This is a genomic window from Woeseia sp. D3-10 (genome assembly GCF_055809415.1).
Window position 1 is genome coordinate 1,548,254 of sequence record NZ_JBVVTW010000007.1, and the last position, 12,407, is coordinate 1,560,660.

Sequence of the window (12,407 nt, forward strand, 5' to 3'; positions counted from 1 at the left end):
TGGCCGACGATGGGGCTTCCGATCCATATCGTGCACAACACGACCATGCCACACGACACAGAACGTCCCATCGAAACGACAGCGCGGAGACGGGTCCCTTTCGATTACACTGGTGACGTTATCAACAGCGAACCTGACGTCCATGAAAACCGATCAACTCAACAGGCTGAACAAACGATTGCGCCGCAAGGCCGGCGAAGCCATTGCCGACTACGGCATGATCGCCGAAGGTGACAAGATCATGGTCTGCCTCTCCGGCGGCAAGGATTCCTACACGATGCTGGACCTGCTGCTCGGGCTGCAGCGCAGTGCGCCGGTCAATTTTTCGCTGGTCGCCGTGAACCTCGACCAGAAACAGCCTGGGTTTCCTGAGCACGTACTGCCGGAGTACCTCGATGAGCTCGGTGTCGAATACCGCATCGTCGAGAAAGACACCTATCGCATCGTCAAGGACCGCATTCCCGAGGGCAAGACGATGTGCTCGCTCTGTTCTCGCCTGCGGCGCGGCACACTGTATGGAACTGCGCAGGAAATCGGTGCAACCAAGATTGCCCTGGGCCATCACATGGATGACCTCGTGGAAACGATGTTCCTCAATATGTTTCACGGGTCGCGTCTGAAAACGATGCCGCCGAAGCTGATCAGCGATGACAGGAAAAACATAGTTATCCGGCCGCTGGTGTATTGCCGGGAACGGGATATCGCGCGCTTTGCGAAAGAACGTCAGTACCCGATCATCCCCTGCACGTTGTGCGGTTCCCAGCCGAACCTGGAACGTGTGCAAATCAAAAAGATGCTGCGGGAATGGGAGCGCGAATCACCCAACCGCGTCGTCAGCATTTTCAAATCGATGCAAAGAGTCACGCGCAGTCACATGCTCGATACCGATCTCTACGACTTTGCCGGCCTGACGATCGACCGCGCCGATGAACTGACCGAACTCGACATCGCTTTCGATCCGCCGCAGATTGGGGCGATCGGCTAGATCGCCTAACGGCTAGCCGCGCACAACCCGGCATCGGCTGCCCGCCCGGTGCACGGAATCCAGGCGGCTGAATTTTCTGACTATTTCGAGCATAAAAAAAGGCCGGGATGCTTGCGCATCCCGGCCAATGTCTTGCAACGACTGCGTTCTAGCGGTCGGTAATCCGCAGCACGACGCGGCGATTTTCTGCCTTGCCGGTTGCGTTGGCATTGCTGGCAACGGGCTCGGCTTCACCGTAACCGCGAACCGTCATGCGGTTCATGGCAACACCGCGAGCAGCCAGGTAGTCACGAACCGTGCTGGCACGACGCTGTGACAAGCTCTCGTTGTAGGCGGCAGCGCCGTCGCTGTCGGTATGACCAGCCACTTCAACACTGATTGAAGGGTTGCGCTGCAATGTTGTAGCCGCATCGTTCAATACCCGCTCTGCGCCCGGCAGCAAACGATCAGAGTTTGACTCGAAGTTCACGCCCGGCAGCCTGATCTCTTCCTTGATCTCGCAACCAGCGACATCAACCTGCGCACCCGCACGGGTGTTCGGGCATTTGTCGAGGCGGTTCACAACGCCGTCTTTGTCGTCGTCCAGCTCACAACCACTGGCATCAACCTTCGCGCCACGCGGTGTGTTCGGGCACTTGTCTTTGCTGTCCGCTACGCCGTCGCCATCGCTGTCGACTTCACAACCGGATGCATCAACGCGAACACCGGCTGTCGTGTTCGGACATTTGTCAGCCGAATCCTTCACGCCATCGCCGTCAGAGTCGAGTTCGCAACCGTTCGCGTCAACCATTACGCCGCGCGGCGTAGACGGGCAACGATCACCGGCGTCGGCAACGCCGTCGCCATCGGTATCAACAAACTTGACGGTCTTGCTACCGAACGGAATCTGCAAACCAACGCTCGCCATGTTGTCGGACAGGGACGTCGACAGAGCGTCATCGGTGCGGTGCCGGTATTCAAGTCGCAGAGCCACATCGCTATCGCCGAACATGTCGACGAGCAGGCCCGCGCCCAATGAACCCATGCCACCGTCGCGGGTCGGCATGCCGCTGATTTCGGTTTCCATGTAGCCAACACCGAAGAACAGGTAAGGACTAACCTTGCCTTCACGATTGAACACGCGCTGCAGATCGACACCGATCGCAAACTGGTCCTGTGAGGTAAAGCCGTTCATATTGGCGGCCTGCAGAATGGCCTCGAGGTTCCACGCGTCGTTCAGCACCACGCCCAGACCCAACTGGCCACCCGACACTTCATCGTCAACGCCACGCTCGGGATCGTCGTCGATAAAGCTTGCCATCGGCGAAAAATAGCCTTGCCCAGGCTGGGCATCGGCAAGCGCCTGAGATGACAGAATAACCGTCAGCAACAGGACGGCATGCGAAAAATATTTCATGGAGACTCTCCAATGGCGAATTCTGCACTGCAGGTAAATCGCCGAAATTGCACAAACGAAGCACGGCGAACACGCTCCCATTGGAACCGGCAAAGCGGCCTGCAAGGTAGCGAATTCGTCCGTATTAAAACGAGCAAGCGACTGGCGGGAACATTCCCAAACACCCACGTACCCGTGACAAGCGGCGGCAAACTATCACAATGCGGCCAGAACGCAATGACAGTTTGCAATAGTTAACATTCACCGCTCTGCTGGCTGGTCCAGCCACGCAATGTGGTTCGAAAACCAGCAAGTTTTAGCGTTTTTCCGCAGGTTTCAAGGCACCTCGCAGTGATATTTGTCACCGAACTTCGGGACCCGATCAGGCTTGATTCGACGGTTTGAGCGGATGACAACCGTGCCACCCAATTCTGCGCAGGCCTGACGGTAGTCAAAGAATTCGGCGCGGTACTCGGCGCGACGGTATTCGCGCTCCACCTTTTGTGCCTCGTTCAACGGTGCACAGGCGACGAGAATCAGCAAAACGAACAGGCCAACTGGCAGCAAGGTGTTCACCGTCCAACTGAAGTGTCTGCGTTTAGACACCGTTTTTACCGCAGCGTTCGCTAATACAGAGCACCGGGCACGCAACTCCGTGCTGCAGTCCGGGGATTGCAGGGCCTGTGCGTACGCTGCCGCTACGGGTTCAAGACACGAAATTGCTGCAATCTGGTACAGCGCAACGCCGCATAGCCGCGCTGCGCCGTGCCGGGTACTATCCGAATAAATCATTCCTGCCGGACTGTTGCAGTCTGTGCGCGGAGGAGGACCTGTTTTGCTGGAAAGTGGATTTTCCTACCTGGCGGTACTGGTAGCGGTCGCGGGTACACTGAAATTTGCCGAACAACGCTGGCCGTCTCGCGTTTTCGAGTATTTGCCGCCCATTGTCTTGCTGTATCTCGCCGTGATGGTGCTGTCGACTTTCGGTGTCTGGCAAAAAACCGACAGCGTCAACACCGTATATGCCGGTGTCAAAGACAACCTGCTGCCCGCCATGATTTTCCTGATGCTGCTAAAAAGCGATTTGCGACAGATTCGTCGACTCGGTGGACGCATGCTCGGCGGCTTTTTTGCCGCATCAATCAGTATTGGCTGCGGCTTCGTTGTGTCGTTCGCATTGCTGCGCGACCTGATGGGCAGCGAAGCCTGGCGCACAATGGGTGCCCTTAGTGGCAGCTGGATGGGCGGCACCGGCAACATGGTCGCGCTGCAACAGGCACTCAACGTTGAAGATTCAATGATGGGCTATGCGCTGCTTATCGACTCGATCGACTACGCCTTGTGGGTTGCGATCTTGCTGGCGCTGGTGCCGCTGGCGCAACGCTTCAATCAATGGACGGGAGCCACAACGGAACAACTTGATGCCATTGGTGCCCGTCTGGAGAAAGAAGAATCCACCGATGAAAGCGGCCCCAGCACGACAGCATTGCTCTTTTTGCTCGGTCTTGGCTTGCTGCTGTCTTCCTTGTCGCAATACATCGCCGAGTTGATGCCAACTACCGCGTTCATAACGACGACGAGCTGGACCGTGATCGTCGTTACCGTGTTTGGCATTGTCGGCGCGTTGACGCCACTGGGGAAAATGGTCGGTTCCGTGCAGCTTTCGTCGCTTATGCTGTACGTGATTGTCGCGCTGGTAGGATCACGGGCCGACCTTGCCGAGCTGGCGCAGGCGCCGCTCTATATATTTGCCGGTCTGATTATTCTGCTGGTGCACGGCATACTCATGGTCGTCGTCGCCAAGGTATTTCGGCTCGATCTGTTTACTTGTGGCGTCGCGTCTCTGGCAAATATCGGCGGCGTTGCTTCCGCACCCATACTGGCGGCCGCTTACTCCCGCGTACTCATCCCCATTGGTGTACTGATGGCACTGCTGGGCTACGTTGTCGGCACCGCTGGCGGTCTTGTTGTCGCCCGCATACTTGCGTTACTGGCTGGATAAAAATGGACACCATGAAACCAAGCGTTGCAACTCTCCTTCTCTCATGCGTATTGCTGGCTGCCTGCGGGCACGCGCCTGGCGTCACGACAGACTTCGATACCGATGTGGTTGGCATTGAAGAAAAGCACCTTAGCGCGGACTTCTGGCTGGCTAAACTGAATCGGCCTGACGCGGTTCTGATGGATCGGGAGTCGATCGTCGACTTTAACAAGGCCGCATTCGATAACGACCCGACCATGGTGTCGCTGGCCGACTACCCGCAACAAATTGCGGGCAGCACCGTGGCAGGGCTCGTAACCTCCATCAGCAAGCCGTCAAGCTATGACCGTTTTCTCCCGGATGGCCGGGCGCTTGATGCTACCGACTACGACCGCTACCTCGCTGCGCTGAACCTCGATGCCATACCCGCCACCGTTGAACCGGCTTTTGCCCTGGTAATTGCACGCACCGATATGCGCACCTTCCCAACGCGGGACAAAGTTGTCTCGGCCGAATCTTCTTTCGATCTCGATCGATTTCAGGAGCATGCGTTGTTTCCCGGTGAAGCAGTCGCCATCCTGCACGCGAGCACCGATGGGCAGTGGCTTTTCGTGCAGTCCTATAACTATGCCGCCTGGATAGAAAAGGACCGCGTGGCAACGGGCGAGCGGCGCGTCGTTGTCGATTTTGTTGGCGCGGATAATTTCCTGCTGGTAACCGGCAGCAAGGCGTACACGAACTACAACCCGCACCAGCCCGCCACCTCGGAAGTACAGCTCGACATGGGTGTACGTCTGCCATTGATGTCCGCCAGTGAAGTCGGTCACAACCTGCACGGGCAAAACCCTTCTGCCAGCTACGTTGTGCGCCTGCCGGTGCGCAACGACGACGGATCACTGCGTATCGAACCGGCTTTGATTGGCCGCGGCCAGGACGTGCGCAAAGGCTTTTTGCCCTATACCCACGGCAACGTCCTTCGCCAGGCGTTCAAGTTTCTGGGGGAACGCTACGGTTGGGGGCACGACTACAACGGTCGCGATTGCACTGGCTTCGTGTCGGAAATTTACAAATCGTTCGGCATACTGATGCCTCGCAATTCCGGCGATCAGGGGCGCAGCGTCGCCGGCGACAACGTTCGTTTCGACGACGCAACAACAGCTGCCGAAAAGATGCCGGCAGTCAATGCCCTGCGCCCCGGCGCAATGCTGTACCTCCCCGGGCATGTCGCCATGTACATCGGTAACGACAATGGCCAGCCGTACCTGATTCACGATGTCGCCGGCCTTAGCTATTTCGACGCCAACGGTCAGCTGTATCGCGGCCTGCTACACGGCGTGTCAGTGACGCCGCTGCTGCCGATGCAGCTCTCGGAAGAAACCCGTTACCTCGACCGAATTTACAACATCAAGACCATCAACTAGCGGAGTACCCCGTGAGAATTTCCGGCATCACCTACGGCCTGCTGAAGATCCCGCTAAAGACGCCGTTCAAGACGGCGCTGCGCACAGTTGATCACATAGAAGACGCGGTGATTCGAATCGAGACAGACACCGGCCACGTTGGTCATGGCAGCGCGCCAGCCACCGCCGTCATCACCGGTGAAACTCACGCCTCGATCGTTGCGGCAATTCGCAACGAAATCATGCCGAAGATAATGGGACAGGACATCGAAAACCTGAATCAGGTTGTCGACATCATTCAACGCTCGCTCTACAAGAACACCAGCGCCAAAGCCGCGGTGGAAATTGCTCTGTACGATTTGTTCGCCCAACAGATGGATCGGCCACTCTACAAAGTACTGGGTGGCGGCGAGCCGCAGCTCTCCACTGACATCACGATCAGCGTCGACCACATCCGCAAAATGGTCGATGACTCGCTGGCGGCCATCGAGCTGGGTTACGAAACGCTGAAAATCAAAGTCGGCAAGGACATCAACCTGGATGTCGAGCGCATCAAGGCCATACATGCCGCCGTCGATGGCAAGGCCGTACTGCGACTGGACGCCAATCAGGGCTGGACACCGAAGAAAACCGTGTCTGCGCTGCGCGAGCTGGAAGCAAGCGGGGTAGAACTGGAGTTCATCGAACAACCGGTAAAAGGCGACGATATCGATGGCATGAAATACGTGACGGAGCGGGTCACCACCCCGGTAATGGCGGACGAGAGTACATTCGGGCCCAAGGAAGTGATCGATCTGATCAAAATGCGCGGCGCTGACATCATCAATATCAAGCTGATGAAGACGGGTGGAGTTTCGAACGCCATCAAGATTGCCGACATGGCTGCCGTCTATGACATGGAATGCATGATTGGCTGCATGCTGGAAAGTGCGATCAGCGTATCAGCGGCAGCACATGTAGCCGTTGCCAAATCGCAGAGCATTACCAAGATCGACCTTGATGGCCCAAGCTGGGCAGCAATTAACCCGGTGAGGGGCGGCGCCCACTTTGATAACTCGGAAATCTCGCTGAGCAATGCGCCGGGTTTGGGCATCGACGGAATTGACGGTCTGGTCGATTTCTCGTTCTAGCCGTCAATCATGCTTCGCGAACTCCGCCTGGGCTTTCTGATCACGGATCAGCAGTTCCCGGCCGCGTTCGTTGCGTTCTACCAGGTGATAGAACAAGAGATCAATCACGTGCTGCTGCGAAACCGGCTCCAGTATCTGAGCCATATTCGGCTCGCCGTTTTGCGAGACAGAATAGAGGCGTATGTCAGCCAACGCATTTAGCGGACTCGTGTTGTAGGCGGTCAGTGTAACTACCGAGGCACCCGCTTTGCGGGCCTGTTGTGCAATGTGAATCAGGCTGCGCGTCTGGCCAGACGCACAGATGACGAAAAGAACGTCACCCTTGCCCAAAGTCGCGACGCCGGAAAGCTGTATATACGATTCAGGCTCAGCGAACACCGGGTAGCCAAGCACGATCAGTTTGCTCGCGAAATCTTTCGCCACCAGCGTTGCGGGACCGACAGCCGCGACCTGAAACCGCTTGCCAGATTCAATCGCCTTTACAGCAGCAAGCAAGAACTCGTCGTCATTGAGCAAACCCGTGCTGGCCAGCACTTCGCATTTACTGTGCAGAACGGTTTGCGGGATGGTCTGTACCGGGTGCTGGCCGTGGGCCAGTTCGTGCTCTTCCGCGCCGCCACTGTCCTGCCGAACCACGGTCTCGTGAATGGCGAGTTTGAGATCGGTGAAGCCTTTATAGCCAAGCTTCTGGCTGAATTTGACAACGCTGGACTGGCTGACGCCCACCGAGCTCGCCAGTTGTTGCGAAGAGTAATCACGAATAAGCGCCGAATTCGCGAGAATGAAGTCGGCCAGTTTCTTTTCGCTGGTGGACATCTGCTCGCGCGCTGCACGCATTTTAAGCAAACAGCTCATCAATACTGGCTGATGATCGCGCCACCCCCGAACAAGACTGGTTTAGTCTGAGCGCCGAAGCATAATTTGCAGGGCCGCAACGTACAAGCGCTGCTTGTGCGCACGACCTACAGCGCGAAAGGAATTCTTCGCAAAGCGATGCGACCGTTGCTGATGACCATGACGACATCCTGCAGTGCGGCGACATCTTCCAGGGGATTGCCGGGCAACAGAATCAGGTCCGCCTCGTAGCCGGCCGCAATACGACCCGTCTGGTCGTCGACGCCCAACAACTCTGCCGAGCTGACGGTCGCCGCCTGCAAGGCTTCGAAATTGCTCATACCAAGACGTACGAACGCTTCAACTTCGAACGCAATACGGTTGATTGAGCTGGCCTGGTAAGAATTGTCAGCACCGGTAGCGATGCGCACACCCATCTGGTGTGCAACGCGGATAGCCTGCTCAAGGTGCGGCACCATATGCTTGCCACGCAAACGCAATACGTAATCGTACTGCTCTTCGTTCATTTCATTCATCGTGGTCCAGGTCGGCACAAACCAGGTTCCACGCTCCTTCATCAGGCGCAATGTTTCCTCGGACAAATAAGTACCGTGGTCAATGCTGCGGGCACCTGCCAGCACAGCGGCGCGAGCGCCCTCGTCACCGTGCGCGTGTACCAGCACCGGCAAATTGTGGCGGGCGGCCTCGTCAACAACAACTTTCAGTTGATGTTCGGTGTAAACCTGTTGCCGCGGGTCCGTATCAGGCAGTCCAGCCCGCTCAGTACCGCGGGTCTTGATAACGTCGGCGCCACGATCCGCGTTGATCTGAACCAGCAAACGCAATTCTTCATCCGTGTTAACCCCGTCGCTCAACGCAACCAGCCGCGGATCCGCCAGCACCGAGTCACCAAGATGGGGAGTTACATAGACGCCTGCAGCAAGCACGTCCGGTCCTGCCACTTTGCCGGCGCGAACAAGCTCCCGCAACGTAACGTCCTGGAATGCATCAACACTCGCAGAGCGCACTGTCGTCACACCGGATGCCAGAGCACGCTCTGCTGAAGCCAGGTCATCGATGTGCGTATGCACATCGAACAGGCCCGGCATCAGGTAGTTGCCTTCAGCATCGATCCGTTCGTACCCGGCCGGCACCTCGTTACCGCGCTCCACTTTCTCAATTCGGCCGTCAGCAACCAGCACGGTGGCATCACGAAGAATTCGTTTGCTTACCCCATCGAACACATGCACGTTCGTCAGTGCGAACTTTTCCTGCTCACTGGCCGTCGCCGATCCAAGGCAAAACAGGAAAAGGCAGGTAGCAAACAGAAATTTCTCGCGCATGGTATTCCTCGGGTTAGTTGTGGTGCCTATCGGGCGATAATGCGGTATCCAGCAACAATTGCAAACTTCCTGCGTGCGGTTTCATTCGTATACATTTGCCCTGTCGCCAGCAGGTCGATTGCGTAGAATCGCAGCTGAAGGAGACACATGACCACAAACCGACCCGACCCTGGCCCCGTTCGCGACGTATACGCGCTGTTAACCGGCGACGAAGATGCACGTGTCTGCAAGGACATTCCTGACGAATCCTGCCGCGAGCAGCCTCGCAATTTTTTCCTGCACGTCGTTTCGCTGACAGCAACGTCTACAGGGGACTGGCTGTCGAGTCCGAAACTCGTGCTCGCGTGGTTGCTCACACACATAGGCGCGCCCGCTTTCATGCTCGCGTTGCTGGTACCTATACGCGAGTCATTGTCGCTGTTGCCACAGCTGTTTATCGCCAGCGCGATACGCCGGGTTGCCGTGCGCAAGTGGTTCTGGGTCGCTGGCAGTATGGTTCAGGGCCTGTCCGTCGCGGCGATGGCCGTCGTCATCACGTCACTGCAAGGCGCCGTTGCAGGCTGGGCTGTACTTGGCTTACTCGTTGTATTCAGTATCGCCCGCGGAGTGTGCTCCGTAGCTTCGAAGGATGTACTCGGCAAGACCATCGCCAAGACCCGTCGCGGCACGGTCAGCGGCTATGCGGCATCGGCGGGCGGCGCAATTGTGCTGGCGGTCGGTGTCGCCGGTTTACTGCCCGGTGTTGGCGAACATGACCTCGGCTTTTACGTGCTCCTGTTATCTGCTGCCGGCGGTTTGTGGATACTGGGCGCAGCCGTCTACAGTTTGCTGGCCGAATACCGGGGTGCAACTGACGGTGGCGGCAATGCCATTGCAGAAGCGATCAGTCAGCTATCGTTGATTCGCGACGATGCGGAGCTGCGCAATTTCATCATCGTTCGAACTCTGCTGATCTCCACAGCGCTGGTCTCGCCGTTTTACGTCAACCTGATGAGTACCGCGTCCGGCGATACGCTCGCCGGACTCGGCGCATTAATGATTGCCGCAGGAGCCGCGAGTTTCCTTAGTGCGCCACTCTGGGGCCGGATGGCCGATCGTTCGAGTCGGCGCGTAATGGTGTACGCCGCTACTTTGGCTGCGCTCACCGGCATAGTCACGTTCGGGGTCGCGTCGCTGGCCGAACGGAGTGCTGGGCTCTGGTGGTTTCCGCTCGCCTATTTCCTGCTAAGCATCGCCCATGCCGGTGTCCGCCTTGGCCGCAAAACCCACCTGGTTGATATTGCTACCGCCGACAACCGTGCGAGCTATGTCGCCGTCAGTAACACGGTAATAGGCATCATGCTGCTGCTGGGCGGCGCACTGGCTGGCGCGGTCGCCGGCTTTGGCAGTGCCAGTGCTATCGTCATTCTTGCCATCGTGTCCGGTTTGGCCGCGTGGTCCGCCGCGCAACTCAGCGAAGCCCAATAGCCACTGGCTGACTGCTGACTGCTGACTGCTGACTGCTGACTGCTGACTGCTGACTGCACCGGGATTGTGCAGCTGAAACCGGCGGCAGCCCGAAAGTGTGCAAGGTCAGCGGCACGCAATTACCTAACTACTTGTATTTACGCAAGTTACTGTATATTCCCTACCGCAAGAATGCTGGTACGAAAAGTGCAAAGTCAGAGTATCGCTACTCGCTTTCTGACCGATACCCTGCATATGAATGTAGTACCTCTGCCATCGACGGCACCACGCGCACCGGCTAAACGCCGCCGGCCGCCATCTATGCGCGGCATACGCACCTTCTGCGTTGCCGCACGTCATCTGAGCTTTCGCCTCGCCGCCGAAGAACTGTTTGTCTCGGCGTCCGCCGTCAGTCACCAGATCAAGAGTCTGGAGCAGGAACTGCAGGTGCCACTGTTCGAGCGCAATGGCCGCAGCATCACCCTCACTGTGGCCGGCGAACTTCTTTTCGAAGAAGCCAATCATGCTGTCAGTCGTATAGACGAGGCATTTCAACAACTACGTGGCGAGTACCGGCATGCAAGTCTGCGAGTTTCTGTGCAGCCGTTTCTCGCCAGCGAATTGTTCGTCCCACGCTTAAACGAATTTACGAAACTGTACCCGCACATCGACATCCACATTGAAACCAGCAACGAAGTGTCTGAGCGGCACCCCGCCTCGGCGGACGTCTCTATCCGATTGTTCCGCACGCCTCCGGCGGGACTTGCCGCCGAGCGCCTGTTTCCGTTACGACTGGTGCCCGCGTGTTCGCCGGGCTTCCGAGCTGGACTCAATCTTGTTGGCTGGCATTTGGCGAAAGCGGTACCCATGGTTGTACACAGCACGCGGCCTAACGCCTGGAAAATGTGGTCCGACAACTCCGGCATACGCGTACCTCAGACCAGTAACTACATTCGTCTCGATTCAATGACGGCCGTTACCCGCGCGGCAGAACAGGGTCTCGGCGCTGCGCTGGTGTCTCTGCCCATGGCCCGTAGCTGGTTTGAATCCGGGCGACTGGTGCGTCTCTTTGATTACGAGCTGGTGACGCCGGATAACTACTACTTCGTCTGTGAAAAAAATCAGCTGCAACGGCCGGAGGTTATTGCGTTGCGTGATTGGGTATTACAGTCATTCGCGGCGAAGAGATGAAATTTACTCATGTGTCTCACGCGTTCTATTCGTTTGTCCCCAGCTTGGCTGCCGATTAACGTGGAGTCGTCTACAGCACGAACTGCACGCAACAACCTTCGCGCAGAACCATCAGGGAGTACAGGATCAATGAACACGACCAGTCACAAACGTTACATGCCACGACTACGGCGAAACGGCCTTGCTTTGATTCTTTCACTGCTAGGCTCGCAACTGGCTCTGGCTGGCGCACCGGAAGACAACTTCAAGATGATTGCACTGATCGATCAGGCAGAGGGCAAACTGATTGTCGCAGGCGACTACCGGAAAGCGATCGATAAACTGGCCGCAGCCGGGCTACGCAGCACGTCCTTTAGTGCACACAACAACCTGTGCATTGCCTACACGAAAGAAAAGAAGCTCGAGCAAGCCGAGATCGAATGCAACAAAGCAGTCGCATTGCGCAACAGCATAAACACCGCAATCAACCCATACATGGATACAAACACCAGAAACAAGGCCCGCGACAAAGCCATTGCGCTGTCTAACCGCGGCGTGCTGCATGTCATCAAAGGAGACCAGCAGCGCGCCCTGCAGGATTTCGAGACATCCCTGCAGGTCTATGACCGACTACGCGACGTCCGCGAGAACCTGGCATTGCTCAATGTTCAGGCAGTCGCGTCGACCGCTACCGTGCTCAAAACTCACTGAAAAGGATCTCCACCCAGCAGCCGTGAAACGCT

Annotated in this window: 11 protein-coding genes; 7 read left to right on the forward strand and 4 right to left on the reverse strand. The window is 57.2% G+C overall.

The window, feature by feature from the left end; translation table 11 throughout:
- The first annotated feature begins 142 nt into the window (after positions 1-142).
- Positions 143-985: a tRNA 2-thiocytidine(32) synthetase TtcA gene (ttcA, locus tag AC0L8N_RS07615; protein WP_473667004.1), complete on the forward strand. Its 843-nt coding sequence runs from the start codon at positions 143-145 to the stop codon at positions 983-985.
- Between the two features lie 148 nt (positions 986-1,133).
- Here the strand turns inward: ttcA and AC0L8N_RS07620 are convergent, their stop codons facing one another.
- Both AC0L8N_RS07620 and AC0L8N_RS07625 read right to left on the reverse strand, forming a co-directional pair.
- Positions 1,134-2,381, reverse strand: coding sequence for an OmpA family protein (locus tag AC0L8N_RS07620; RefSeq protein WP_473667005.1), 1,248 nt, complete (start codon positions 2,379-2,381; stop codon positions 1,134-1,136).
- Positions 2,382-2,696: 315 nt separating this feature from the next.
- Positions 2,697-2,966 carry a hypothetical protein gene (locus AC0L8N_RS07625; RefSeq protein ID WP_473667006.1) on the reverse strand — a complete coding sequence of 90 codons (270 nt, stop codon included), beginning with the start codon at positions 2,964-2,966 and terminating at the stop codon, positions 2,697-2,699.
- Between the two features lie 229 nt (positions 2,967-3,195).
- On the opposite strand from AC0L8N_RS07625, the gene AC0L8N_RS07630 reads away from it, so the two are divergent.
- The 3 genes from AC0L8N_RS07630 to AC0L8N_RS07640 are packed head-to-tail and all read left to right on the forward strand — an operon-like array spanning position 3,196 to position 6,871.
- The gene (locus AC0L8N_RS07630) at positions 3,196-4,362 is read left to right on the forward strand and encodes a DUF819 family protein (RefSeq protein WP_473667007.1); all 1,167 of its coding nucleotides are present in this window, start codon (positions 3,196-3,198) and stop codon (positions 4,360-4,362) included.
- A 2-nt stretch (positions 4,363-4,364) separates the two neighbouring features.
- Positions 4,365-5,762, forward strand: coding sequence for a C40 family peptidase (locus AC0L8N_RS07635; protein WP_473667008.1), 1,398 nt, complete (start codon positions 4,365-4,367; stop codon positions 5,760-5,762).
- 11 nt (positions 5,763-5,773) lie between these two features.
- The gene (locus tag AC0L8N_RS07640; RefSeq protein WP_473667009.1) at positions 5,774-6,871 is read left to right on the forward strand and encodes a dipeptide epimerase; all 1,098 of its coding nucleotides are present in this window, start codon (positions 5,774-5,776) and stop codon (positions 6,869-6,871) included.
- Between the two features lie 3 nt (positions 6,872-6,874).
- On the opposite strand, the gene AC0L8N_RS07645 is transcribed toward AC0L8N_RS07640, so the two are convergent.
- Positions 6,875-7,726 carry a MurR/RpiR family transcriptional regulator gene (locus AC0L8N_RS07645; RefSeq protein ID WP_473667010.1) on the reverse strand — a complete coding sequence of 284 codons (852 nt, stop codon included), beginning with the start codon at positions 7,724-7,726 and terminating at the stop codon, positions 6,875-6,877.
- 107 nt (positions 7,727-7,833) lie between these two features.
- Positions 7,834-9,048 (reverse strand): amidohydrolase family protein, encoded by a 1,215-nt coding sequence (locus AC0L8N_RS07650; RefSeq protein ID WP_473667011.1) that lies wholly within the window; start codon positions 9,046-9,048, stop codon positions 7,834-7,836.
- Between the two features lie 147 nt (positions 9,049-9,195).
- Here AC0L8N_RS07650 and AC0L8N_RS07655 point away from each other — a divergent pair, with 147 nt between their 5' ends.
- The 3 genes from AC0L8N_RS07655 (at position 9,196) to AC0L8N_RS07665 (ending at position 12,375) form a co-directional block, all read left to right on the forward strand.
- Complete coding sequence (locus AC0L8N_RS07655; protein WP_473667012.1) at positions 9,196-10,515, forward strand: MFS transporter; 1,320 nt, start codon at positions 9,196-9,198, stop codon at positions 10,513-10,515.
- Positions 10,516-10,686: 171 nt separating this feature from the next.
- Entirely contained in the window at positions 10,687-11,685 is a 999-nt protein-coding gene (locus AC0L8N_RS07660; protein WP_473667013.1) for a LysR substrate-binding domain-containing protein, read from the forward strand.
- Positions 11,686-11,814: 129 nt separating this feature from the next.
- Positions 11,815-12,375 carry a hypothetical protein gene (locus AC0L8N_RS07665; protein ID WP_473667014.1) on the forward strand — a complete coding sequence of 187 codons (561 nt, stop codon included), beginning with the start codon at positions 11,815-11,817 and terminating at the stop codon, positions 12,373-12,375.
- Positions 12,376-12,407 lie beyond the last annotated feature (32 nt).

What these genes read in the sequence shown, in the direction of transcription:
- ttcA (WP_473667004.1), top strand. Translation starts at nt 143, where the DNA reads ATGAAAACCGATCAACTCAACAGGCTGAACAAACGATTGCGCCGCAAG.
- AC0L8N_RS07620 (WP_473667005.1), bottom strand. Translation starts at nt 2,381, where the DNA reads ATGAAATATTTTTCGCATGCCGTCCTGTTGCTGACGGTTATTCTGTCA.
- AC0L8N_RS07635 (WP_473667008.1), top strand. Translation starts at nt 4,365, where the DNA reads ATGGACACCATGAAACCAAGCGTTGCAACTCTCCTTCTCTCATGCGTA.
- AC0L8N_RS07645 (WP_473667010.1), bottom strand. Translation starts at nt 7,726, where the DNA reads ATGAGCTGTTTGCTTAAAATGCGTGCAGCGCGCGAGCAGATGTCCACC.
- AC0L8N_RS07650 (WP_473667011.1), bottom strand. Translation starts at nt 9,048, where the DNA reads ATGCGCGAGAAATTTCTGTTTGCTACCTGCCTTTTCCTGTTTTGCCTT.
- AC0L8N_RS07655 (WP_473667012.1), top strand. Translation starts at nt 9,196, where the DNA reads ATGACCACAAACCGACCCGACCCTGGCCCCGTTCGCGACGTATACGCG.
- AC0L8N_RS07660 (WP_473667013.1), top strand. Translation starts at nt 10,687, where the DNA reads ATGCTGGTACGAAAAGTGCAAAGTCAGAGTATCGCTACTCGCTTTCTG.
- AC0L8N_RS07665 (WP_473667014.1), top strand. Translation starts at nt 11,815, where the DNA reads ATGAACACGACCAGTCACAAACGTTACATGCCACGACTACGGCGAAAC.